24 protein-coding genes and 1 tRNA gene are annotated in these 20,792 nt (G+C 62.7%); 6 read left to right on the forward strand and 19 right to left on the reverse strand.

Annotated elements, in window-relative coordinates:
* Nucleotides 1–79 precede the first annotated feature (79 nt).
* The 10 genes from P6U30_RS02070 to P6U30_RS02115 all read right to left on the reverse strand — a co-directional run bounded on the left by P6U30_RS02070 (nucleotide 80) and on the right by P6U30_RS02115 (nucleotide 10,229).
* A complete protein-coding gene (locus tag P6U30_RS02070) occupies nucleotides 80–1,288 on the reverse strand; it encodes a divergent polysaccharide deacetylase family protein (RefSeq protein WP_407167894.1) in 1,209 nt (402 codons plus the stop codon).
* A gap of 162 nt (nucleotides 1,289–1,450) precedes the next feature.
* Nucleotides 1,451–2,821: a S41 family peptidase gene (locus P6U30_RS02075; RefSeq protein ID WP_407167895.1), complete on the reverse strand. Its 1,371-nt coding sequence runs from the start codon at nucleotides 2,819–2,821 to the stop codon at nucleotides 1,451–1,453.
* On the reverse strand, nucleotides 2,818–4,185 hold the full coding sequence (locus P6U30_RS02080; RefSeq protein WP_407167896.1) for a murein hydrolase activator EnvC family protein: 1,368 nt from the start codon (nucleotides 4,183–4,185) through the stop codon (nucleotides 2,818–2,820). The genes P6U30_RS02075 and P6U30_RS02080 overlap by 4 nt, the downstream gene beginning before the upstream one ends.
* A 39-nt stretch (nucleotides 4,186–4,224) precedes the next feature.
* Nucleotides 4,225–4,707 carry a 23S rRNA (pseudouridine(1915)-N(3))-methyltransferase RlmH gene (gene rlmH / locus P6U30_RS02085; RefSeq protein WP_407167897.1) on the reverse strand — a complete coding sequence of 161 codons (483 nt, stop codon included), beginning with the start codon at nucleotides 4,705–4,707 and terminating at the stop codon, nucleotides 4,225–4,227.
* 50 nt (nucleotides 4,708–4,757) lie between these two features.
* Nucleotides 4,758–5,111 (reverse strand): ribosome silencing factor, encoded by a 354-nt coding sequence (rsfS, locus tag P6U30_RS02090; protein ID WP_407170660.1) that lies wholly within the window; start codon nucleotides 5,109–5,111, stop codon nucleotides 4,758–4,760.
* Between the two features lie 187 nt (nucleotides 5,112–5,298).
* A complete protein-coding gene (locus tag P6U30_RS02095) occupies nucleotides 5,299–5,877 on the reverse strand; it encodes a nicotinate-nucleotide adenylyltransferase (RefSeq protein WP_407152733.1) in 579 nt (192 codons plus the stop codon).
* Nucleotides 5,878–5,967: 90 nt separating this feature from the next.
* A complete protein-coding gene (locus P6U30_RS02100; RefSeq protein WP_407167898.1) occupies nucleotides 5,968–7,260 on the reverse strand; it encodes a glutamate-5-semialdehyde dehydrogenase in 1,293 nt (430 codons plus the stop codon).
* Nucleotides 7,261–7,375: 115 nt separating this feature from the next.
* A complete protein-coding gene (gene proB / locus P6U30_RS02105; protein WP_407167899.1) occupies nucleotides 7,376–8,518 on the reverse strand; it encodes a glutamate 5-kinase in 1,143 nt (380 codons plus the stop codon).
* 81 nt (nucleotides 8,519–8,599) lie between these two features.
* A complete protein-coding gene (obgE, locus tag P6U30_RS02110; protein WP_407167900.1) occupies nucleotides 8,600–9,649 on the reverse strand; it encodes a GTPase ObgE in 1,050 nt (349 codons plus the stop codon).
* 100 nt (nucleotides 9,650–9,749) lie between these two features.
* Nucleotides 9,750–10,229 carry a MaoC family dehydratase gene (locus P6U30_RS02115; RefSeq protein ID WP_407167901.1) on the reverse strand — a complete coding sequence of 160 codons (480 nt, stop codon included), beginning with the start codon at nucleotides 10,227–10,229 and terminating at the stop codon, nucleotides 9,750–9,752.
* Nucleotides 10,230–10,396: 167 nt separating this feature from the next.
* Here P6U30_RS02115 and P6U30_RS02120 point away from each other — a divergent pair, with 167 nt between their 5' ends.
* Entirely contained in the window at nucleotides 10,397–11,311 is a 915-nt protein-coding gene (locus P6U30_RS02120) for a DMT family transporter (protein WP_407167902.1), read from the forward strand.
* A gap of 352 nt (nucleotides 11,312–11,663) precedes the next feature.
* On the opposite strand, the gene P6U30_RS02125 is transcribed toward P6U30_RS02120, so the two are convergent.
* The 3 genes from P6U30_RS02125 to rplU all read right to left on the reverse strand — a co-directional run bounded on the left by P6U30_RS02125 (nucleotide 11,664) and on the right by rplU (nucleotide 13,221).
* Nucleotides 11,664–12,260 (reverse strand): GNAT family N-acetyltransferase, encoded by a 597-nt coding sequence (locus P6U30_RS02125; protein ID WP_407167903.1) that lies wholly within the window; start codon nucleotides 12,258–12,260, stop codon nucleotides 11,664–11,666.
* Between the two features lie 170 nt (nucleotides 12,261–12,430).
* Nucleotides 12,431–12,700 carry a 50S ribosomal protein L27 gene (rpmA, locus tag P6U30_RS02130; RefSeq protein WP_028336337.1) on the reverse strand — a complete coding sequence of 90 codons (270 nt, stop codon included), beginning with the start codon at nucleotides 12,698–12,700 and terminating at the stop codon, nucleotides 12,431–12,433.
* 92 nt (nucleotides 12,701–12,792) lie between these two features.
* Complete coding sequence (gene rplU / locus P6U30_RS02135; protein WP_407167904.1) at nucleotides 12,793–13,221, reverse strand: 50S ribosomal protein L21; 429 nt, start codon at nucleotides 13,219–13,221, stop codon at nucleotides 12,793–12,795.
* A 333-nt stretch (nucleotides 13,222–13,554) separates the two neighbouring features.
* Between rplU and P6U30_RS02140 the strand changes: the two genes are divergently transcribed.
* The gene (locus P6U30_RS02140) at nucleotides 13,555–14,697 is read left to right on the forward strand and encodes an ROK family protein (RefSeq protein WP_407167905.1); all 1,143 of its coding nucleotides are present in this window, start codon (nucleotides 13,555–13,557) and stop codon (nucleotides 14,695–14,697) included.
* Nucleotides 14,698–14,911: 214 nt separating this feature from the next.
* Here the strand turns inward: P6U30_RS02140 and P6U30_RS02145 are convergent, their stop codons facing one another.
* Nucleotides 14,912–15,775: an alpha/beta fold hydrolase gene (locus tag P6U30_RS02145; RefSeq protein WP_407167906.1), complete on the reverse strand. Its 864-nt coding sequence runs from the start codon at nucleotides 15,773–15,775 to the stop codon at nucleotides 14,912–14,914.
* Between the two features lie 214 nt (nucleotides 15,776–15,989).
* On the opposite strand from P6U30_RS02145, the gene P6U30_RS02150 reads away from it, so the two are divergent.
* Nucleotides 15,990–16,079, forward strand: a tRNA-Ser gene (locus P6U30_RS02150).
* A gap of 156 nt (nucleotides 16,080–16,235) precedes the next feature.
* On the opposite strand, the gene P6U30_RS02155 is transcribed toward P6U30_RS02150, so the two are convergent.
* From P6U30_RS02155 to P6U30_RS02175, 5 genes are all read right to left on the reverse strand, one after another.
* Nucleotides 16,236–16,919 carry a hypothetical protein gene (locus P6U30_RS02155; RefSeq protein WP_407167907.1) on the reverse strand — a complete coding sequence of 228 codons (684 nt, stop codon included), beginning with the start codon at nucleotides 16,917–16,919 and terminating at the stop codon, nucleotides 16,236–16,238.
* Between the two features lie 140 nt (nucleotides 16,920–17,059).
* On the reverse strand, nucleotides 17,060–17,359 hold the full coding sequence (locus tag P6U30_RS02160) for a hypothetical protein (protein ID WP_407167908.1): 300 nt from the start codon (nucleotides 17,357–17,359) through the stop codon (nucleotides 17,060–17,062).
* Complete coding sequence (locus P6U30_RS02165; RefSeq protein WP_407167909.1) at nucleotides 17,356–17,730, reverse strand: hypothetical protein; 375 nt, start codon at nucleotides 17,728–17,730, stop codon at nucleotides 17,356–17,358. Before P6U30_RS02165 ends, P6U30_RS02160 begins: the two co-directional genes overlap by 4 nt.
* Nucleotides 17,731–17,746: 16 nt before the next feature.
* Nucleotides 17,747–18,508 carry a PP2C family protein-serine/threonine phosphatase gene (locus P6U30_RS02170; protein WP_407167910.1) on the reverse strand — a complete coding sequence of 254 codons (762 nt, stop codon included), beginning with the start codon at nucleotides 18,506–18,508 and terminating at the stop codon, nucleotides 17,747–17,749.
* Nucleotides 18,509–18,524: 16 nt separating this feature from the next.
* Complete coding sequence (locus P6U30_RS02175; protein ID WP_407167911.1) at nucleotides 18,525–19,118, reverse strand: DUF4339 domain-containing protein; 594 nt, start codon at nucleotides 19,116–19,118, stop codon at nucleotides 18,525–18,527.
* A 147-nt stretch (nucleotides 19,119–19,265) separates the two neighbouring features.
* Between P6U30_RS02175 and P6U30_RS02180 the strand changes: the two genes are divergently transcribed.
* The 3 genes from P6U30_RS02180 (at nucleotide 19,266) to P6U30_RS02190 (ending at nucleotide 20,579) form a co-directional block, all read left to right on the forward strand.
* A complete protein-coding gene (locus tag P6U30_RS02180) occupies nucleotides 19,266–19,526 on the forward strand; it encodes a helix-turn-helix domain-containing protein (RefSeq protein WP_407167912.1) in 261 nt (86 codons plus the stop codon).
* Between the two features lie 203 nt (nucleotides 19,527–19,729).
* Nucleotides 19,730–20,089, forward strand: a complete 360-nt coding sequence (locus tag P6U30_RS02185; RefSeq protein WP_407167913.1) for a hypothetical protein — start codon at nucleotides 19,730–19,732, stop codon at nucleotides 20,087–20,089.
* 106 nt (nucleotides 20,090–20,195) lie between these two features.
* A complete protein-coding gene (locus tag P6U30_RS02190; RefSeq protein WP_407167914.1) occupies nucleotides 20,196–20,579 on the forward strand; it encodes a hypothetical protein in 384 nt (127 codons plus the stop codon).
* Nucleotides 20,580–20,792: the final 213 nt, after the last annotated feature.

Raw genomic sequence — 20,792 nt, forward strand, 5'->3', positions numbered from 1 at the left:
CCGCCGATACCTCCCATACCCCCCGGCCGTCCGAACCCGCCCCCCGGCAGGGTCTGAAGCAGCACCAACAGATTGATCTTCAGCTCGATTTTGATTTCAGCATGGCCGTTGTCAATGGCACAAGCATGATGCCCTTGGAGTCCAGCGTCTTGATCCAGGCGCCGAGCCGCTCGATCGAGACCGGCAGGGCCGAGGCGACGCCCACGGCCATGCCCCGTTCCTTGGCGAGCGTCTCCAGCTTCACCAGCGTGCGGTCAATCTCGGCCGAGGTCGGCACCGCGTCGATGCTGAAATCGGCCTTGGCAAACGGAACACCCTGGCTCGTGGCCAGCGCCTGGGCGACGCTGCGCGGCGTGGAACCATCGTCGAAATAACCGAGGCCGCGCTTGGCCGCCTCGCGGATGATCGGCTGCATCACCGGGTCGGTCGCCACGAAACGCGCGCCCATGAAATTGGCGATCCCGGCATAGCCCTGCAGGCGGCTCAGGTGCCAGTAGAAGCGATCGAGGTTCTGCTCGCCGTTGAGCGTGGTCAGCAGGGTCTGCGGCCCGGGATCGTTGTCAGGGTAATCGAACGGTTCCATCGGGATCTGGAGCAGGATCTCGTGGCGCTGCGTGCGGGCGCGTTCAGCAAGCTTGCCGGGATCGGCCCCATAGGGCGTGAAGGCCAGCGTCACGGCCGGCGGCAGCTTCATGATGGCTTCGACTGTCTTCGCGGCACCGACACCAAGGCCCGCGACCACGATGGCCACCACCGGCATTGTGGCGGCCTTGGCGCGGTCGGCGTCGGCTGCATAGACCGTGAAGGGCTTCAGGCCGTCGGCGACCACCGGGATCATGCCGTAGCGGGATTTTTCCAGCAGGCGCGGGTCGCCGCCGGTCATCGCCGGGGCCGCCGTGTCGCCATTGGCCGCGCTGGTCGGGTCACCGCCGCCGATCACCACGTCCTGGCGCTTGCCGCTGGAGCCGTCGATGATCGTAATCGTTTTGACGTCGCCGGCGGCGGTCGGCGTTTTCGGCGTGGATTTGGCCGCGGGCTCGGCGGCCTGGCTGGCCGTGGAGTGCTTTTCATCCGCCGCGGTCGGCGCCTTGCGCAAGGCAATATGGGCGACCGGCTCGCCGCCAAGCGGGTTGTCGTTGAACAGTGCAATGCCGACGAAGCCGACCAGCACGATCCCCAACAGCACGGCAACCGCCTGCATCGCCGTGAACGGCAGGCGAAACCGGCGCGTTTTGCTCACGGTGTCCTGCCCAAGCGGCGTGCTCAGTTCGTCGGCCGCCTCTGCCATGGCCCCCCCGAATCAACAGCGCGAACGATAGCACGATGCCGTGCATTCCCGCGCACCGCGCCTCCCCGTCAAAGCACGGGGTGAGCACCGGACGGTCGAGGTCGCAAAAGCAAAAAGGCGACCCGAGGGTCGCCTTTTCGCCGAGACGATCGCTTGATCGAATCAGTTCGCGGCTTTGCCGGCCGGCTTGTCGACCGCGGCCTTGTCGCCCGGCGCGGGCGCCGCCGGCGTCGCGCTCGAGGTCGACTTGATGCCGTGCAAGAGGTCGTCGGCCATCTTCAGTGCCTTGTCGTCCTTGGCGTCCGGCGGAACGTAGGACTGCGAGCCGGTCTTCTCGTCGCCATCGTTGGTCTTCAAGTGCCCGCGCAGCGAAGCTTCGCCCTTGGTGTCGGTGCGGGCCTTGAGCTCGTCCGGCACGTCCTGCAGCACCTCGATATCCGGCACGATGCCCTTGGCCTGGATCGACTTGCCCGACGGCGTGTAGTAGCGCGCGGTGGTCAGGCGCAGCGCGCCGTTGCCCGAACCGAGCGGGATGATGGTCTGCACCGAGCCCTTGCCGAACGAGCGTGTGCCGACCAGCGTCGCACGCTTGTGGTCCTGCAGCGCGCCGGCGACGATCTCGGAAGCCGACGCCGAGCCGCCGTTGATCAGCACGATGACCGGCTTGCCCTTGGTCAGGTCGCCCGGATGGGCGGTGCGGCGCTGGGTTTCCTCGGCGTTGCGGCCGCGGGTCGAGACGATCTCGCCGCGCTCCAGCAACGAGTCCGACACCGTAACCGCTTCTTCAAGCAGGCCGCCGGGATTGTTTCTGAGATCGATGATATAGCCCTTCAGCTTGTCGCCGATCTGGCCCTGCAGATTGGCGATCTCCTTCTTCAGGCCTTCGGTGGTCTGCTCGTTGAAGGTGGTGATGCGGATATAGGCGATGTCGTCCGCCTCGACCCGGGCGCGCACCGAGCGGACGCGGATGTTGTCGCGCACCAGCGTGACGTCGATCGGATTGTCCTGGCCCTTGCGGATGATCCGGAGCTTGATCTTGGTGTTGACCGGACCGCGCATCTTCTCGACGGCCTGGTTGAGCGTCAGGCCCTGCACGGCTTCGTCGTCGAGCGTGGTGATGATGTCGTTGGCCATGATGCCGGCCTTCGACGCCGGGGTGTCGTCGATCGGCGAGACGACCTTGATCAGCCCGTCTTCCATCGTAACTTCGATGCCGAGCCCGCCGAACTCACCGCGGGTCTGCACCTGCATGTCGCGGAAGCTCTTGGCGTCCATGTAGCTGGAATGCGGATCGAGGCCGGACAGCATGCCCGAGATGGCGGATTCGATCAGCTTGCTGTCGTCGGGCTTCTCGACATAGTCGCTGCGCACGCGCTCGAACACGTCGCCGAACAGGTTGAGCTGGCGGTAGGTGTCAGACGTCGCGGCGCGCGCGCTCGATCCCATCAGCACAGCGCGGGGCTGCGTGACGAAAAGCGTCAGTGCCGCGCCGGTGGCGGCGCTGAGGAGAATTACAGAAGTCTTGCGCATCATCCGCGAACCTTTTCGCCTTCATTTGCGGCCCACCATGGACCTGGATCGATTGGAGTGCCGTCTTTCCGGAACTCGACATAGAGCACTGGCTGGCTCGCATTGGTCGCGAGAATGGATGCGACTTGGGATGTCGACCCCATGGTCGCTACCGGCTCCCCCGTAAGTACAAACTGGCCGATGTTAACCGAAATGTGCTCCATCCCGGCGATCAGGACATGATACCCGCCCCCGGCGTTGAGGATCAAGAGTTGTCCGTAGCTGCGGAAAGGACCCGCATAAACGACCCAGCCGTCACACGGGGTTGTGACCTGCGCTCCGGCCTTGGTCGCCAAAGAAATGCCTTTTTGTACGCCGCCCGCGCCATCGGAACCGCCAAAATCGCGAATCTTGCTGCCGTTCACGGGATACGAGAACAAGCCCTTGGCCGAGGCGAAGGCAACCGCCGGGCTCATCCGGGCCGGGTTCTTGAAAGCGTCCAGATTCGGCTTGCCGTTGACGGTCGCCGGCGCGCCCTGGAGGTTGGCCGTGGCGGCGGCCTTGGCCGCGCTCTTCAGATCCTGCTCCATCTTGGCGATCAAGCCCTGTAGGTCGCCGACCTGCTTCGACAGCGCGATAGCGCGGGTGCCTTCAGCCGCCATATCCTTCTCGGCCGCGGCCTGCTGCCGCTGCCGCTCGTCGACCAGCGCCGTGAGGCGGGTCTGATCCTCCTTGAGCTTGTCGCGGTCGCGGGCCAGCGCGTCGCGTTCGGTCGAGATGGTCTTGCGCAGCGCGACCAGCTCGCCGAGGTCGCTCGCAAGCTTCTCAGCGCGGCCGCGTAGCTCCGGCACCACCGCTCCGAGCAGCATCGCGGTGCGCAGCGATTGCAGCGCATCCTCGGGCCGCACCAAAAGCGCCGGCGGCGTCCGTCTCCCGGCACGCTGGAGCGCGGCGAGCACTTCGATAATCTCGGCGCGCCGCGAATCGAGCGAGGCGCGGATGTCGCGCTCGCGGCCGTCGAGCGGCTGCAGGCGCGTCTCGGCGTCCGCGATCCGCGTCTCGACGCTTCGCACCTGGCCGGCGATGTCGATCAGTTGCTGGTTGAGCTTGCTGCGGTCCTGGCCGATCGCCGCGATGTCGGCCTTCAGCTTCTCCTGCAGTTCAGTCGCCTTGCGCTGCTGCTCGCGCGCGGCCTCGAGCTCCTGTTCGCGCTGCTTGATGGCGTCGGGCGAAGCCGTCGTCACCGCCGCCTGTTGCTCCTGCGGCGCGGCTTGCGCATGCGCCGGCGGGGTCGCGGCGAGCATGGCGATCGACAGAGACAGTGCTGTGGGCAGCCATCCGCGACGCGCGGCGCGCAAATACGAAACTATGTCCCGCCTGTGGTGCATCCAGTTTTGTTCAGCGCTGTCGACTGTCCGTTACGGCATTCATGCGCGGTGATAGGGGTGGCCGGCCAGAATGGTGGCGGCTCGATAGATCTGTTCCAGGAGCATGACGCGGACCATTTGATGCGGCCAGGTCGCGGAGCCGAATGCAATACGCAAGGATGCCTTGCGCTGCAATTCGGGCGAAAGTCCGTCCGCGCCGCCGATCACGAAGACTGTATTTGCAGTTCCCTCGTCGCGCCAGCGGCCGAGCTGACGGGCGAAACTTGCGCTGTCGACGCTCTTGCCGCGTTCGTCGAGCGCGACCAGCACATGCTTTTCAGGCAGCGCCGCGGAGATCACCGCGGCCTCTTCGGCGATGCGCGTGCTGGCGTCACGCGCGCGACTTTCGGCGATTTCATGAATCTCGATGCCGCGAAAGCCGAGCTTGCGGCCAATGTCATCGAACCGCTCGCGATAGCGCTCGGCGAGCTCCCGTTCCGGGCCCTGCTTCAGGCGGCCGATGCAAATCACAACGAAGCGCATCAACGCAGACTAGCTGCGCTGCCGTCGATTCGCATCGGCTTCGACAGGCCTTAGACCGCCACGACAGCCGGGTTCTGAGTCCACAACCGCTCGAGATTGTAGAACTCACGCACCTCGGGTCTGAACACGTGCACGATCACATCGCCGGAATCGATCAGCACCCAGTCGCAATTGGGCAAGCCCTCGACGTGGATGCTCTTAACCCCGTTTTCCTTCAGGCCCTTCGTCACATTTTCCGCGATCGCGCCGACGTGCCGGTTGGCCCGGCCCGAGGTGATGATCATGTAATCGGAATATGCGGATTTGCCGCGAAGATCGATGGTGACCGTCTCTTCCGCCTTCATATCCTCGAGGCGGGAGAGGATCAGGCTCAGCGTCTTGTCGGCGCCGGGTTGCGCCTGCAAGGCCGCGTTTTTCGTCGATGTTTTACGCGCAGTCTTGGGAACCTTGGGTAAAACAGACTTGGACAATACAGATGTGGCCAGGGACCATTCCTTTCACTGTATCGCGGGTGCCGAATCCTCGGCGCCCACACATCATACTACGCATGTGGGGTTAATGGTTTCAATATTCCAGTAACCCTCTTGTGCTTCACGCCGTCCTCCAGCTCCCGTCCGGGTTCCGAAGGCCGGTCGAAGACAACTTGGATTTCATTCCCGTCAGGAACACCCAGGCCGGGGCGCGTTGGTCGGCCAGCCGCGTCGCCTGATTCTCGGGCAAGCGGTAGCGCGCGAGCGCTTGTGCCGCCGGTGCGGCAAGAGCGCGGAAACTCTGGGGCGGGCGGTCGATCACGGCAATCGGCACATCGGAGGCGATGCGCCGCCAGTCTTTCCAGCGATGGAACTGCGCAAGGTTGTCAGCGCCCATGATCCAGACGAAGTGCACGCCGGAGACACGGCGGCGCAAGTGGATGATCGTGTCGACAGTGTAGCGCGTACCAATGACAGCTTCGAGACAACTGATGTCGATGCGCGGATCGTCGGCAACGCGGTGCGCGGCGTCGGCCCGTTCCGCAAGCGCACGCAGGCCGTCATGGTTCTTCAGCGGATTGCCCGGCGTCAGCAGCCACCAGACCCGGTCGAGTTGCAGTCGCTTGATCGCAAACAGGCTGATGGCGCGATGCGCCGCATGCGGCGGATTGAACGAGCCGCCGAGCAACCCGATGCGCATGCCGTTGGTGTAGAACGGCAGCGCCTTGGCTGCGGAGTACGGCACGGTCGAAGCTTGCTGCAATGGTCTACCGTGCGCGGGCGACAATGATCACGGCCGCGTCTGCCCGGTGCCGCGGACGCGGTATTTGAAACTCGTCAATTGCTCGGCGCCGACCGGACCGCGGGCGTGGAATTTGCCGGTGGCGATTCCGATCTCCGCGCCAAAGCCGAACTCGCCGCCGTCGGCGAACTGGGTCGAGGCGTTGTGCAACACGATCGCGGAGTCGACCTCGCTCAGGAATTTCTCGGCGGCGTTGGCGTCCTCGGTCACGATCGAATCGGTATGGTGCGAGCCGTGATCGTGGATATGCGCGATCGCCTCGCCGACCCCGTCGACAACGCGAGCGGCAATGACGGCATCGAGATATTCGGTGTCCCAGTCCTCGTCGGATGCCGGCTTGACGCGCACATCGACCTTCTGCACGGCGTCGTCGCCACGAACCTCGCAGCCGGCATCGAGCAGCATTTCAACCAGCGGCTTCAGGCTGGTCGCTGCGGCGGCGCGATCGACCAGCAGCGTCTCGGCCGCACCGCAGACGCCGGTGCGGCGCATCTTGGCATTCAGCACGATCGACTTCGCCATATCGAGATCGGCGCCGGCATCGACGTAGACGTGATTGACGCCCTCGAGATGCGCGAACACCGGCACGCGCGCTTCCGCCTCGACGCGCGCGACCAGGCTTTTCCCTCCGCGCGGCACGATCACGTCGATGCCGCCATTGAGCCCCGACAACATCAGGCCGACGGCGGCGCGATCGCGCGTCGGCACCAGGCTGATGGCGGCTTCCGGTAAGCCGGCTTCGCGCAGACCCTGCACCAGGCAGTCATGGATTGCGCGGCAGGAGCGGAAGCTGTCCGAGCCGCCGCGCAGGATCACGGCATTGCCCGACTTCAAGCACAGCACGCCGGCGTCGGCTGCAACATTGGGTCGGCTCTCGAAGATCACGCCGATCACGCCGAGCGGCACCCGCACGCGCTCGATCGTCATGCCATTCGGCCGCTGCCAGCTCTCGGTGATGGAGCCGATCGGATCGGCGATCTTGCGCACGGTCGCAACCCCATCGGCCATGCCGTCGATGCGCGATTGCGTCAGCGTCAGGCGGTCGAGGAAGGCCGAAGTCGTGCCGGCAGCGCGCGCCTCCGCGACGTCCTCGGCATTGGCTGCCAGGATGGCCGCCGCGTTGGCACGGATCGCGCGTTCGATCGCGGCGAGCGCGCGATTCTTCTGCTCCGGCGGCGCCAACGCCAGCACGCGCGCGGCCATGCGCGCCTTGGCGGCGAGGTCGGTCATCAGGGCTTCGAGATCGGCGTTGCCGTCGATCGCCTTCAGAGGCGCGGTCATGGACGTCCCAGCTTTTCGATTAGCGCTATGTTCTAGCATGGCAATTGAGGGGGTGGCGAGGCGCGGAACCGGCATGGCAGATGGGCGGCCGGCCGCCGGCAAGTCGGCCAATGGCCTATTTGGCCGGGACTGTCCCGGCCGGACCGACCACCAGATCGTCGCGATGGATCATCTCGGACCGGCCGCTGGTGCCCAGAATGGCCATCACCTCCGGCGAGGAATGGCCCTTGATCCGCTCCGCGTCTTCGGCGTCATAGGCAATGAGGCCGCGGCCGATCTCATGGGTGTCGGGGCCGCGCACCACCACGGCATCGCCGCGGGCGAACTGGCCGTCGACCCGGACGACACCGGCCGGCAGCAGGCTTTTGCCGGCGCGCAGCGCATTCACCGCGCCGGCGTCGATCGTCAGCGTGCCCTTCGGCTCCAGCGAGCCCGCAATCCAGCGCTTGCGCGCGGTGATCGGATTGGCCGGGGTCAGGAACCAGGTGCAGCGGCCGCCATCGGCGATCGCGGCAAGCGGATGCTCGATCTTGCCGGAGGCGATCAGCATATGCGTGCCGGCGGTGGTCGCGATCTTTCCGGCCTCGATCTTGGTGGTCATGCCGCCGCGCGACAGTTCGGAGCCGGCGGAGCCTGCCATCGCCTCGATCTCCGCGGTGATGCTTTCGACGACCGGGATCAGCTTCGCATCAGGGTCGACCGCCGGCGGCGCGGTGTAGAGGCCGTCGATATCAGACAGCAGGATCAGCAGGTCCGCGCTCGCCATGGTGGCGACTCGCGCGGCGAGGCGATCATTGTCGCCGTAGCGGATCTCGTTGGTGGCAACCGTGTCGTTCTCGTTGATGACCGGCACCGCGCGCCATTCGAGCAGCTTTGCGATCGTCGAGCGTGCATTGAGATAGCGGCGGCGCTCCTCGGTGTCCTGCAGCGTGACGAGGATTTGCCCGGCGCCGATGCCGTGACGGCCCAGCACCTCCGACCAGGTTCGTGCCAGCGCGATCTGCCCGACCGCGGCGGCGCCCTGGCTTTCCTCGAGCTTCAGCGGTCCGCGCGGCAGTTTGAGACGGCTGCGGCCGAGCGCGATCGAGCCCGACGACACCACCATGACCTCGCGGCCTTCCTTGTGCAGCTTGGCGATGTCGTCGACCAGCGCCGACAGCCACGCCGCGCGCACCTCGCCGGCCTCGGAATCGACCAGCAATGATGAGCCGACCTTGACGACGATGCGGCGGAAATTCTTGAGCGCGGGGCGTTTCATGGGTTTGGTCTAGCAGGAAGGTGGAAGCAATACGCGCCACGATGTGGCTTGGGAAGTGCAAGAGGTGCGCGGCCTGGCCGTTCAACCCTGCGGCACCGGGGTCGCCCACGGCTCCGCCTCGCCCTTGGCCTTGCTGGACACCGGCGCCTCGCCAATCACCTCGACCAGCGCGCGAAGCGCGTCTTGCACGCCTGCACCGGTGGCGCCCGACAGCAGCAGCGGCGTCTTCTTCGCGGCCCGTTTCAGGCGGTCCTTCTGCTTCTTCAAGTCGTCCGGCGCGACCGCGTCGATCTTGTTCAGCGCAACGATCTCGATCTTGTCGGCCAGATGGCCCTCATAGGCTTCGAGCTCGGTGCGCACGGTCTTGTAGGCCTTGCCGGCATGCTCACAGGTCGCGTCCACCAGATGCAGCAACACCCGGCAGCGCTCGACGTGGCCGAGGAAACGGTCGCCGAGGCCAGCGCCTTCATGCGCGCCTTCGATCAGCCCGGGAATATCGGCCAGCACGAATTCGCGGCCGCCGAAGTTCACCACACCGAGCTGCGGGTGCAGCGTGGTGAAGGGATAGTCGGCGATCTTCGGCCGTGCCGCGCTGACCACCGACAGCAAGGTCGATTTGCCGGCGTTGGGCAGGCCGACCAGGCCGGCATCAGCGATCAGCTTCAGCCGCAGCCAGATCCAGCGCTCCTCGCCGGTTTGGCCGGGATTGGCGTTGCGCGGTGCGCGGTTGGTGGAGGATTTGAAATGCGCGTTGCCGAAGCCGCCATTGCCGCCCTTCGCCAGCACGAATTTCTCGCCGAGCTTGGTGAAGTCGTGGATCAGCGTCTCACGGTCTTCGTCGAACACCTGGGTGCCGACCGGCACCTTCAGCACGATCGCCTTGCCGTTGGCGCCATGGCGGTCCTTGCCCATGCCATTGCCGCCCTTCTGGGCCTTGAAGTGCTGCTGATAGCGATAGTCGATCAGCGTGTTCAGGCCGTCGACGGTCTCGATGATGACGTCGCCGCCGCGGCCGCCATTGCCGCCGGAGGGGCCGCCGAACTCGATGAACTTCTCGCGCCGGAACGCGACGCAGCCATTGCCGCCGTCGCCGGAGCGAATATAGACCTTTGCTTCATCGAGGAATTTCATAATGCGCTCTAGTTAGGGCAGGGTGGCCGCTGCGGCAACCCGGAAGCGCCCTGACTTCGGCGAAAAGCCTTAATTTTCGGGCCTTTTTAGGACCCGCGGCCTATGCCGGCCGGCGCCGCACCAAGAACTTTTGCACCCCCTCCAGCACCAGCTCGCGGCGCTGGTTGTGCACGGTCGAGCGCAGCGTCACCACGCCGGTGGTGCGGCCCGGAGCGAGTTCGATCACTTCCAGCGCCGGGTAGATGGTGTCCCCGGCGTAGACCGGTTTAAGGAACTTGCTCGATTGCTCGAGGAAGCCGATCAGCGACTCCTCCACGACATAGGGAAACAGTCCCGCACCCGGCGCTGTGTGCACCAGGGTCTGGAAGCCATGCGCAAGCAGGTCCGGCATGCCGCGCGCGCGGCAATATTCGACGTCATAGTGGATCGGATGGGTGTCGCCGCTCGCGGTCTGAAAGGCGGCGAACACGGCGGAGGTCTGGGTGCGGCTCGGGATCACGAAGCGCTCGCCGAGCACAAAGTCCTCAAACCAGCGCTGCGCGGTCACCATGCGATGCTGGGTCGGGTCGAACTCGGTCATACGGTGTGTCCTGCACTATTTCTTGAATGGCTGATCCACCGGTAGCGCAGGGACGGCACTGCGACAATTGGTTCGATACGCAACCCTCGGGGTTGTCCTGTGCAGCCACGTCGTTAAAACCGGCGACGAGATCGGCCCGACTCACACGCGGCGGCGACAAGAGCAAGATGAGCCTGTTCGCAAAACTGTCCTCCTATGACGATCGATCGGCGCGGCTCGCCGGCATCGGCTTGATGCTGCTGTCGATCTTCATGTTCTCGTTCGGCGACGCGATGGGCAAATTCATCGTCGCGACCTATTCGGTCGGGCAGCTTCTGTGGCTGCGTGGCTGCGCGGCGCTGCTCGTGCTGCTGCCGGTGGTGTGGCAGCGCCGCGCGGACTTCCTGCATCTCGAGCGGCCGTGGCTGCAATTGCTGCGCGTCACGCTGTCGACGCTGGAGGTCGCGGCGTTCTTCCTGGCGACGGTCTATCTGCCGCTCGCCGACGTCATCACCTATTACCTGGCGTGCCCGATCTTCGTCACAGCGCTGTCAGGCCTGGTGCTGGGCGAGCACGTCGGCTGGCGGCGCTGGACCGCGATCCTGGTCGGCTTCTGCGGCGTGCTGATCGCGCTCAGGCCATCGACGCAGACGGTGAGCTGGCCCGCGCTGATCGCGCTCGGCGGCAGCACCTCGTTCGCGCTGCTGATGCTGATCACGCGCTCGCTGCGCACGACGCCGGACATCGTGCTGACGACGTCACAATTTTGCGGCACGTTCGCGCTCGGCGCGGCATTGTCGCCGATCGGCTGGGTGACGCCGACCGCCGGCAGCCTGGTGCTGTTTGCGGCCGCCGGCCTCATCTCGGTGGCCGCGCTGTTCTGCGTCAATCGATCGCTGAAGCTCGCACCGGCCAGCGTCGTGGTGCCCTATCAATATTCGATGATCGTCTGGGCGGTGATCTTCGGTTTCGTGGTGTTCGGCGACGTGCCGTCCTGGGCCACGATCATCGGCGCCGCGATCATCATTGCGGCCGGCCTCTACATCTTCGTGCGCGAGCAGCAGCTCGGGCGCGAGGAGCCCGCGGTGAATCCGCCGGCGTGATTGTGCAACTGATTTGCCAAGACGATACTGAACGTGTGGCATTGCCTGCATCCACAATCGTCGTCCCTGCGAAAGCAGGGACCCATAATCAAAGGGTACTGTTGTTGAAGAGGATTGTAGCCCCAGCGTCGCGCAACAACTTCAATTCGTGGTTATGGGTCCCGGGTCAAGCCCGGGACGACACTGAATTTGTTGCACGACCTAGTTCTCGGGGACGACGATCGTAATTGTGGAGCGGTCGAGCCTTAGATGCGTAGGGCGGGCAAAGGCGCGTTAGCGCCGTGCCCACCATCAACAATACGCTCATGAAGGTGGGCACGCTGCGCTTTGCCCACCCTCCGCGATGTCGGTACTACCCGTGCCGTCGCGTCGAGTTGTTCCAGTTCTTCAACGATGCCCAGACGCTGCGCGAGAGGCGGAAGCAGTCGACCGGGCTCGATGAGCCCAGCGCCTCGAAGCGGTGCAGCTCCACGCCGCTCCACTGGAAGCCGCACTTCTCGAGAATGTTGCGCGACGACGGGTTGACGACCCGGGCGCCGGAGATCAGGTGGTCGAGGTCGAACTCCTCGAAGAAGTAATCGATCACCGCGCGCGCGGCTTCGGTGCCGAAGCCCTGGCCCCAATGGTCGACGCCGAGCCAATAGCCGAGCTCCGGCGTGAGCCCGTCGCGCCAGTCGATACCGACCATGCCGATCGGCGTGTGATTGTTCTCGATCAGGAAAACCGTTTCGGGTCCGCCTGCGAGGGCTCGCACGAAGTCGATGGCATCGTCCTGGCTGTAGGGATGCGGCAGGCGGCGGGTGTTCTCGGCGATGCGGCGATCGTTGGCGAGGCGGGCAATTGCTTTTACGTCCGCGAGAGTCGGCTTGCGCAATGTCAGCCGTTCGGTCTCGAGGACGCAGGCTCTTGCTTCGCGCAAGGTCGTCGGCGTCGGGATGTCCTGCAACATGTCGGGCTCCTGTGATGCGAAAAAACGGTACGCAACGCTTGGAACGTCACGCGTGGTCGAAGAACAAACACGCGCAACAAAAAGGGGAGGCCGGTTATCCCGCCTCCCCTGGAGCCCTTTGCGACTCCGCCGGTTCAACAGGACCCGGCAGACTCGTATGTGTCCACCGTCTACTCGGCCGCTTCCGCCATCGGGATAACCGATACGAATGTGCGGCCGTTGGCTTTGGCACGGAACTCGACATGACCCTCGATCTTGGCGAAGAGAGTATGGTCGGTGCCCATGCCGACATTAAGGCCGGGATGCCAGGTGGTGCCGCGCTGACGCGCGATGATGTTACCGGGGATCACGCGCTCGCCGCCGAACGCCTTGATGCCAAGGCGCTTGCCCTTGGAATCACGTCCGTTGCGCGATGAACCGCCTGCTTTTTTGTGAGCCATAGCTCGTCTCCGACTTCGCTTTGATCTTTAGATCAATTCCTTGACGGAATCATTTCACATTTTGTCACGCTTCAATTCGCGAAGCGCGGTGATCACTTCTTCTCGCTTTTGCCGGCGGCCTTCTTGGCCGACTTCGGTGCTGCGTCCTCGCCCTCGGCGGGAGCCGCGACCTTTTCCTTCTTCGGCCGCGGGCCGATGGTCGGCTTGGCGTTATCCGCGAGGATCTCGGTGATGCGAAGCACCGTGAGCTCGTCGCGATAACCGCGCTTGCGGCGTGAATTCTTGCGGCGACGCTTCTTGAACGCGATCACCTTGGCGCCGCGCTTGTGCTGCAGCACCTCGGCCGCAACGGACGCGCCTGCCACGGTGGGCGTTCCCAGCACCGGCGTGTCACCGCCGAGCACCAGAACTTCGCCAAGCTGCACGATCGTGCCGACGTCGCCGGCGATCTTGCCTATCTCGAGTACATCATTCGGAACGACACGGTACTGCCGGCCGCCGGTTTTGATGACTGCGAACATCGTTTGATTCCTTCGTGTTCGATCCCAACCTCGGACGGATCGCCCGGGTCGGCTTTTTGTTCAGTCGCTATGGGTTACGATTTTCGCGCGAAGGGAACGAATTCCCCAAAACGGCTCGCGCAAAAACAAGCGGCGCGAGCAATCCTCGCGCCGGATGGAGCGGACTTATAGCCGCAAAGAGCGGAGAGTCAAGGTAAAGAAGGGCAAAAACCCGCCAAAAATGAAGGATTTGGCGCCATTTTTGACCCTGCGAACACAGGTAACCCGGGCACAAGGAGAAACCAACGGGTTCCCTACCCGTTGTCCCCCAGCTCGCCAATGGGCAGAGGACACATGGCTGACAACATTGCAACCAGCACCACCGGCATTGCCCGGCACGGCGCCGCGCGGCTGCCATCGGTCGACGTCGACAGCTTCAACATCGAGCTTAGGGACGAGGATGGTTTCCTTGGCGATCGTGCCTCCAAGGGCGCGTTCCGCAAGATTTTGGACCGCTGGCGCAAGCCGCTGCGCAAATCGGGTGAGGACCCGTTCGGCGACGAGCCGTCGGACAAGATCAGCAAGAAGAAGCTCGATGAGATGCTGGTCGGCGAGGACACCGAGGCGTCCGCGGTGGTCCACAGCGCGATCGAGGAGTTCGCCCAGGAGCTCGCCTATGTGACGCGTCGCTTCCTCAACACCAAGAGCTGGGCCGGAACCGAGCGCATCGTGGTCGGCGGCGGCTTTCGCGAAAGCCGCATGGGTGAACTCGCCATCGCCCGCACCGAGATCATCCTGAAGTCCGAGGACCTCAAGGTCGACATCGCGCCGATCCGCCTTCACCCCGACAGCGCCGGCCTGATCGGCGCGCTGCATCTGGCGCCATCGTGGATCTTCGAGGCGCATGACGGCGTCCTGGCGGTCGATATCGGCGGCACCAATATCCGCTGCGGCGTGGTCGAGACACGCTGGAAGAGAGCCCCGGACCTCTCCGAGGCGACAGTCTGGAAATCGCAGCTATGGCGCCATGCCGATGACGAAGCGACCCGCGAAGGCGCGGTGAAGCGGCTGGTGAAGATGCTGAAGGATCTGATTGCCGACGCCGAGGCCGAGGGTCTGAAGCTGGCGCCGTTCATCGGTATCGCCTGTCCCGGGGTCATCGATGAGGACGGCGGGATCGAGAAGGGCGCGCAGAACCTGCCGGGCAACTGGGCCAGCAGCAAATTCAACCTCCCGGCGAGTCTGGCCGAGGCGATCCCCGAGATCGGCGGCCATGACACCGCAATCGTGATGCACAATGACGGGGTGGTTCAGGGGCTTGCGGAGATCCCCTTCATGCAGGACGTCGAGCGATGGGGCGTGCTGACCATCGGAACCGGGCTCGGCAATGCCCGCTACACCAATCGCCGCAGGGAGAGCGGCAGGGACGCGCGAAAGGCCAGGAACAACAGCGGAGACCAAAAGCGCGACAAGAAGGCCAAAAAGGCCAAAGTTTGAGGTCCGCGGTCAGCCTCGGCTCTGGGCGCCTGGCGCGGTAAGGTTGATGGGTTAGGTTAAGATCGGCTTCGCGTTGCCGATCCCGGGCCGCTTGCTACCGTTCGTCTGTCGCTCGCGCTGGCTAGCGAAGCCGCACTTCCAGGCCGGCGATTTTTCAAGCAGCGGCAAGGGACCGCCAGTATTTTTTGTCGCGTCTGGCGGTCCCACCCGTCTTCTACCTCCAATTGATTCGCTCGAAGAACCCTGCGATCTCGGAGGCCGCGCGGTCCGGATCCTCACGATGCGGGAAATGCCCGACGTCGGGAAACACCTTCAGGTCGAGATCGGTGAAGGTCTCGCCCAGCCGGTCGGTCCAGGCATAGGGAAACAGCGGGTCGTGCTCTGCCCAGCGGATGCAGGTCGGCACCGCGATCGCAGGCAGTGCCGGGGCCTCGCCCTGCATCATCTTCACCCGCGCCGCATGCGCTGCGCGGTAATACGCGAAGCCGCCGGCGAGGTTGCCGGGCTTGAAGAAGTTGTCGGTGAAGGCCTCGATCGCGTCGTCGAATGGGGCCTTGCGATGCGACCAGTTGCGCAGGAAATGCCCGATATAGCTGCGGCAATTCTCCCGCGTCGCGCCGATCAGCGCGGGCGCCATCTCCATCTGGTGAAACGACTGATACCAGATCTGATTCAGCCGATCGGGCGCGGCCATGCGCGGCCCGATCCCGGGATAGACGAAATCGAACAAGAACAGGCCGGCCAGCCGCTCCGGCGCCTTGCGGGCCAAGGGCTGCATCACCGCACCGCCGACGTCGTGGCCGACGACCCCGGCCCTCTCGATGCCGAGCGCGTCGAGCAATGCCAGCATGTCGTCGGCATGTTGATCGGAGCCGTAAGGACCATCGGGCTTGTCGCTGTCGCCAAAGCCGCGCAGGTCGGGGGCAATCAGCGTGAAGCGGTCGGCGAGGCGGGTCATCACCGGCTCCCAGGTCAGCCAGAATTCCGGCCAGCCGTGCAGCAGCAGCAGTGGCCGGCCGCTCCCGGTCCTCGCCACGTGGAACGCCGCGCCATTGGCTCGAATCGTCACATGCTCCATCGCCCGCTCCCGTTCTGCCAAGCGCGACGCGGCGCTGGCCTGACCAGAACCGCGGCGCTAGCGCTTTGTTTCCCCGCGGTTTCTTCGGCCGCGCCGATGGTCGCCGTGGCTCGACATCGCCGTGACGGAAATATTATTGCAGCGCCTTGTCTGGCTCGCCAACCTCGCCTAGAACACGCCCCGACCGCGGGTGGCGCAAATCACCCGGGCCACTGGAGAGGTGGCAGAGTGGTTGAATGCACCGCACTCGAAATGCGGCATAGGTGCAAGCCTATCGGGGGTTCGAATCCCTCCCTCTCCGCCATACAGGTCGAAAAGCCCTTATCTTTCAGTGCTTCCTGAAGCGGGCCGTTCAATGGCCCATATCTCGGCCCATACTTTTGATCTGACGGCGAATGATCTTTTTTGGTCCCGCCTCGCGGTGTATCCGCTTCGCAACGGACAACCGCTCCGTTGGTGATTATTGCGCCCTATGCGTCAAGCCAATCTGACGGGAGATATCAAGAAAGAATGCAGCTTTGTCGTTGGTCTCTGCTGAGCGCCTCAGATACTTGCCGACCTCATCCCATTGTTCGACATGTCGCTTCTGCTCTGAGTACGCGCGAAATCTTTCCCAAATGAACCCAATGATGTGATCCCAGGTGAGCTGAAGCACCTCCGGATAGCGTTCCCTTAGTTCTGCACTCTCATTGCCCCCAACGGCGACCAGCCGGATCCTCGTTCGTCCGAACACGGCGACACCGTCCTCGTAAATGCACTCAGCAGCCTCTGAAATGCTGGCACGGGACAGACAACCGATGGCCGCTATAACCCGCTGCACGTTCCGTCGATCCGGGTCGGTCCACGGTCCATTCAGCGTACATGGCTGGTTTCGCTTCACCTCAACGATCACAATATCATCGAGGCGAGGAGAGAAACAAAGGCGCGCATCATCCGCCATTGGTGTGTGATCATCAAAGATGAATTCCGCGCGATGTCTGAAACGTACGCCCAGTAAGTCCGCATCGGTTCGCTGACTACCGCGTCGCTCCGGATGTACGACGAAATTTTCGATTTGAAGGAAGCCATTGAGGCGAAAATACCAATAGGCGATCTTTTCGGTACCAAGTGTTTGCGCTACGTGATGGATGGGCTCACGGCTCATTGGTCTTCCTTATCGGCTTAGGCCACGGCATTAGTCTGCCGCCGACTCTGTGGGCTGGTTGTGCCCAACCGCACATACCTTTCCCGATTGTATGCGGATAACGGAGGCGTCGATCATACGGGTCAGGTGAAACAAGACGCTTATCGCCGCTTCAAGTCGCATGGAATTTCGATGCCATTCTGTTCAATGCCGGCGTAGCCCTTCGTGGCCGTACAGAAATTGAAAGAAGCGCCGTCCTTCTCAGCGCGCCAACCAAATTTGGCGCAATCCTCGTTTTCTTTAATTTTGTAGGTGGTCCCTTTCCATTCCAGGGTGTTTTGCGCGTCGTCCACCTTCAGCGGAAAAGACTTCCCGTGGTCCTTGCAAACATAGTTGTAGGTGTTTGCCTGTGCTGAATTGGCGGAAATCGCGATGAGGGCGCTGATGACAATGCGTTTCACTTCTTTGATTTCCCCTTCTTAACCCAGACGATTTTGTCGTCTTCGAAAATGCACACGTCGTCACACTCTCCCTCTGCCGCTGATTTCTTAAGGCGCCGAGCATCTACCTCGACTTTCACTGAGCAGTCAGCCTTCAAATTGCAGACGGACAATATCCTCTTAGCGTTCTCGCTCGATGCATTTCTGATCGAGCATTGACGAATCCCATGCCCAATTTCGAGCCATGTAGGGCCGGCTGAATCGGTCGAAATGTTCCAGAGGTCACCCGAGCAGGTAAGGGTCTTAACTTCTGCCGCTGGGCTGCTTGAGCAGTTGATGGCGGTGTAGATCATCACGACGCAGCAGGTCTTGAAGAAGTGTACCAGTCCCATCCAATCATTCCTTTTGCTACGATTCAGGCGCGTCCAAACAGCGTGCGATCAGCAAGGAGACGTTGTCTCGTGCTCCAGCGCTAAACGCCTCGGCGGCTAGCTTCTTCGCGGCCTGAAGCGGGGTCTTGGTGATTCTGAACAAGTCGCTGATGGCTTGGTCGCTGACCATGTCGGTGAGGCCGTCGCTGCAAAGAAGTAGAGTCTCGCCGGGTGCAAGCGGCGCGTCGATTGAGGTGTGAGGCTCGACGACAAGAGGAAAAGAGGAGCCGCCGAGTGCCTGAGTGAGCGCGTGGGATCGGCGGGGACCGAAGGGGTTCTTCTCGCCTTCGGGTACATCGTCGTGGCTGAGCTGCACCAGTCGGCCTCTGCTGAACAGGTAGCAGCGACTATCGCCAACGTTGAATGTGAGGAGTTGACCGGCCGTCAGAACGGCGCCCACGAGCGTCGAGCCCATGCCGAGCGCTTCCTCGTGCTCGTGCATGAGCTCATAGAGATGTTGATTGGCTTCCTCAATCGCTTGAGCGCAAGAGGCCGGATTTGAAAGCCGAGCGACAGCAGCAACCAGATAATCGAGGACCGCTCGGCTGGCCATCGCGCCGTGCGCGTGGCCACCCATGCCGTCCGCGATCATCAGGAGGCAGCAATCGCTCGGTATCGTCATGCCTGCTGGCGCCGCCATATCGCCAGTGAAGATGCGGCTATCGACCGCGAGTGCATCCTCATTGTCTGGCCGTACGCGGCCGGGATGAGTGAATGCGGCTATGGTCCAGTTAGGCATGGCGCGGGACAGTGCCCTATCGCAGGAAAAAGCCACCCGGGATCGACATCAATAACGAAATGATGAAGCAGACGACCCACACGATCCCGTAGCTCGGAAATTGCCGTAAGCGTTTCGCGCGTAGAAACAAGTAGACTGGAGCCAGAAGAATTCCAAACAGAGTAAGCCACCTATCGGCATAGCCTGCGCGCTTCAGTTGCCGTTCGTCGAGAAGACAGAGCGCGGCATTCAAGACCAGTGGAACTCCAAGGGCGACCAACTGGGCCAAGGAGTGATCCGCGTAGGGATCCTCCATGATTTCAGCATCGCGCCATCCTGTAAGGATTGCATAACCGATGGGCGCAATCGCCAATATCCAGACCAGGCTGTTGTTCACATGAGTCGGGGCGACGGGCGGCGGGGTGTCCTGAAGATACGTGCCAAGATCGGTGGTCCGCAGGGCTTGCCAGTCAGCAAAGCCTTTGCGCCAAACAAGAGTATCGCCGCTGATTTTTTCTGCTTCCAACAGCTCCAACAGATCGGCCCTGGTTACGGGGCCTCTACGCGCTCCGTTCTCGGTGAAATACCAATTGCCGGTGCTTACCTCGCCGGCTTCTATCGTATCGCTCATTCCTGCCCCCGCTTCCTCTTCGGCTCCCAAGGAATGTCGTTGATTCTTCCAAGGTGAGCTGATCTTTCGCCTCAGCCCGAAGCGAATCTCGCAATAGGTGACTTATAGTCCGTGTTTTAACGGGCCGCAAAGCCGTCTGTTCTGCCTATGAAGGCGACGGCTCTGGTGGCTTGGAATCTCAGGCGGCTTCGCGTGAAGCGCGCTCTGTCTCAGGAAGCATTGGCGGTGGACGCCGGTGTTGACCGTTCCTACGTCGGGCGCATCGAGCGCGGGGTCGAAAATCCAACCGTCGAAACCCTGGACCGGCTCGCTGCCGCCTTGGATGTCGCGGTAGCTGAATTGCTGCTGGTGCCCAAGCACGGTGAAAAGCCTCCTGCGACCCTTCGAAAGGGACGCAAGAAGAAGTGACGATTGCGATAGCGAGGCACGGTGTCGTCGTTTGGATCGACGGGCATCGGAGACCCGAGGGTAACTCAACCAGCGATTAATTTTCTGCGGGGCGGCCGCGAGCTGCACTGATTCTTCCTGGAGTCCTTACCAAGAGAATATCCCTTGTTGACCAACAAGGCATTTTGTGACAATAAGGCCTCATATTCAATCGGAGTAGCCGGATGAGCCTCGCAAGATCTTTCGTTCAATATGCGTTGGGTGGCCTTTACGAGAGAAGAAAAGCTGCCAACCCGAAGAAGAAGCTTTGGGTGATCAAGAAGTCCGACCTACAGAAGGTGCTCGGCACGAGCCGCATCGGTTATGCGCAGCGAGAGGAGCTGCGCGAAACCGCCATGAGAGAGGGGATCGGCATGGCTGAGCTTCCCGATCGCTTCTACTTCTTCAATCCAGACGACGTTGAGGAGCTGTCGTTCAACATGACGTCGAAGGAAGTGGCTGAACTTAAGAAATGGACGTCCGACTACGATCGACTAAAAAAAGTCGAAGCTGATCGCGAATGGGAAGCTGAATTCGGATCGTAAAAATCTTGCCGCTGGTCCATCGGTCGGCAATGCTCGCGCTTATATTTCCTGCCGTCCACGCGTTGCGTTCGCTGCCTATTCTTCAATCATTTTCTCGGAGATACCCATGAAGTCGGATCGAAAGCTTCTTTGCGTGAAAGTTCGTGAGCGCCATCCTCTCAAAGGCGACACTCCCGAGGCGGCGATACTGCACGTTCTCTGTGACCGAGAGAACAGACCCCTATCGAATGTGATGATCTTGGGAGTGGGTGGTGAACTTCAGGACTCGGGTAGAGCGCCTCTCGTGATTTTCAAGGATGGGCGCGGGGACTATGGCTCGTTCAACACGGGGGCCGGTCGCTTCTTCCACACCAATCTACGGGACAGAGTAATGCGGCGCGGCGAGCTTTTCTCGGTAGATTACCGCGACGAAGATCGACCCGCGCACGAGGAGGCGATGACTTTTGAGATCACCGAAGTCGTTCCTTTGATTTCGGGCGCCGCAGTATGACCTTGTTGGATAGGCGAGCATTCTTCGGTGCTGCCTTTGCGATCATGGACCCGCCACTGTCTGTGCGCGCTACGTCTCGAACGGAGCTGCGGCGGGTATCGCAAAGAGAGTACGATCGAGCCATTGCCCAGCATGCTGATTGGCTCAGGAACGTGGGGCGGGGCCGACGAGCGGTTTTTTGTCATAGCGACCTATCCGGATTGGTTCTTTCCC

The sequence above is a fragment of the Bradyrhizobium sp. ORS 111 genome, from assembly GCF_045571485.1.
Taxonomy (GTDB): Bacteria; Pseudomonadota; Alphaproteobacteria; order Rhizobiales; family Xanthobacteraceae; genus Bradyrhizobium.

What these genes read in the sequence shown, in the direction of transcription:
- P6U30_RS02175 (WP_407167911.1), bottom strand. Translation starts at nt 19,118, where the DNA reads ATGAGCGATACGATAGAAGCCGGCGAGGTAAGCACCGGCAATTGGTAT.
- obgE (WP_407167900.1), bottom strand. Translation starts at nt 9,649, where the DNA reads ATGAAATTCCTCGATGAAGCAAAGGTCTATATTCGCTCCGGCGACGGC.
- P6U30_RS02190 (WP_407167914.1), top strand. Translation starts at nt 20,196, where the DNA reads ATGAAGTCGGATCGAAAGCTTCTTTGCGTGAAAGTTCGTGAGCGCCAT.
- P6U30_RS02140 (WP_407167905.1), top strand. Translation starts at nt 13,555, where the DNA reads ATGGCTGACAACATTGCAACCAGCACCACCGGCATTGCCCGGCACGGC.
- P6U30_RS02165 (WP_407167909.1), bottom strand. Translation starts at nt 17,730, where the DNA reads ATGGGACTGGTACACTTCTTCAAGACCTGCTGCGTCGTGATGATCTAC.
- rplU (WP_407167904.1), bottom strand. Translation starts at nt 13,221, where the DNA reads ATGTTCGCAGTCATCAAAACCGGCGGCCGGCAGTACCGTGTCGTTCCG.
- P6U30_RS02080 (WP_407167896.1), bottom strand. Translation starts at nt 4,185, where the DNA reads ATGCACCACAGGCGGGACATAGTTTCGTATTTGCGCGCCGCGCGTCGC.
- P6U30_RS02180 (WP_407167912.1), top strand. Translation starts at nt 19,266, where the DNA reads ATGAAGGCGACGGCTCTGGTGGCTTGGAATCTCAGGCGGCTTCGCGTG.
- P6U30_RS02095 (WP_407152733.1), bottom strand. Translation starts at nt 5,877, where the DNA reads ATGCGCATCGGGTTGCTCGGCGGCTCGTTCAATCCGCCGCATGCGGCG.
- proB (WP_407167899.1), bottom strand. Translation starts at nt 8,518, where the DNA reads ATGAAACGCCCCGCGCTCAAGAATTTCCGCCGCATCGTCGTCAAGGTC.
- P6U30_RS02100 (WP_407167898.1), bottom strand. Translation starts at nt 7,260, where the DNA reads ATGACCGCGCCTCTGAAGGCGATCGACGGCAACGCCGATCTCGAAGCC.
- rpmA (WP_028336337.1), bottom strand. Translation starts at nt 12,700, where the DNA reads ATGGCTCACAAAAAAGCAGGCGGTTCATCGCGCAACGGACGTGATTCC.
- P6U30_RS02070 (WP_407167894.1), bottom strand. Translation starts at nt 1,288, where the DNA reads ATGGCAGAGGCGGCCGACGAACTGAGCACGCCGCTTGGGCAGGACACC.
- P6U30_RS02125 (WP_407167903.1), bottom strand. Translation starts at nt 12,260, where the DNA reads ATGTTGCAGGACATCCCGACGCCGACGACCTTGCGCGAAGCAAGAGCC.
- P6U30_RS02155 (WP_407167907.1), bottom strand. Translation starts at nt 16,919, where the DNA reads ATGAGCCGTGAGCCCATCCATCACGTAGCGCAAACACTTGGTACCGAA.
- P6U30_RS02075 (WP_407167895.1), bottom strand. Translation starts at nt 2,821, where the DNA reads ATGATGCGCAAGACTTCTGTAATTCTCCTCAGCGCCGCCACCGGCGCG.
- rlmH (WP_407167897.1), bottom strand. Translation starts at nt 4,707, where the DNA reads ATGCGCTTCGTTGTGATTTGCATCGGCCGCCTGAAGCAGGGCCCGGAA.
- P6U30_RS02115 (WP_407167901.1), bottom strand. Translation starts at nt 10,229, where the DNA reads ATGACCGAGTTCGACCCGACCCAGCATCGCATGGTGACCGCGCAGCGC.
- P6U30_RS02145 (WP_407167906.1), bottom strand. Translation starts at nt 15,775, where the DNA reads ATGGAGCATGTGACGATTCGAGCCAATGGCGCGGCGTTCCACGTGGCG.
- P6U30_RS02120 (WP_407167902.1), top strand. Translation starts at nt 10,397, where the DNA reads ATGAGCCTGTTCGCAAAACTGTCCTCCTATGACGATCGATCGGCGCGG.
- P6U30_RS02185 (WP_407167913.1), top strand. Translation starts at nt 19,730, where the DNA reads ATGAGCCTCGCAAGATCTTTCGTTCAATATGCGTTGGGTGGCCTTTAC.
- P6U30_RS02170 (WP_407167910.1), bottom strand. Translation starts at nt 18,508, where the DNA reads ATGCCTAACTGGACCATAGCCGCATTCACTCATCCCGGCCGCGTACGG.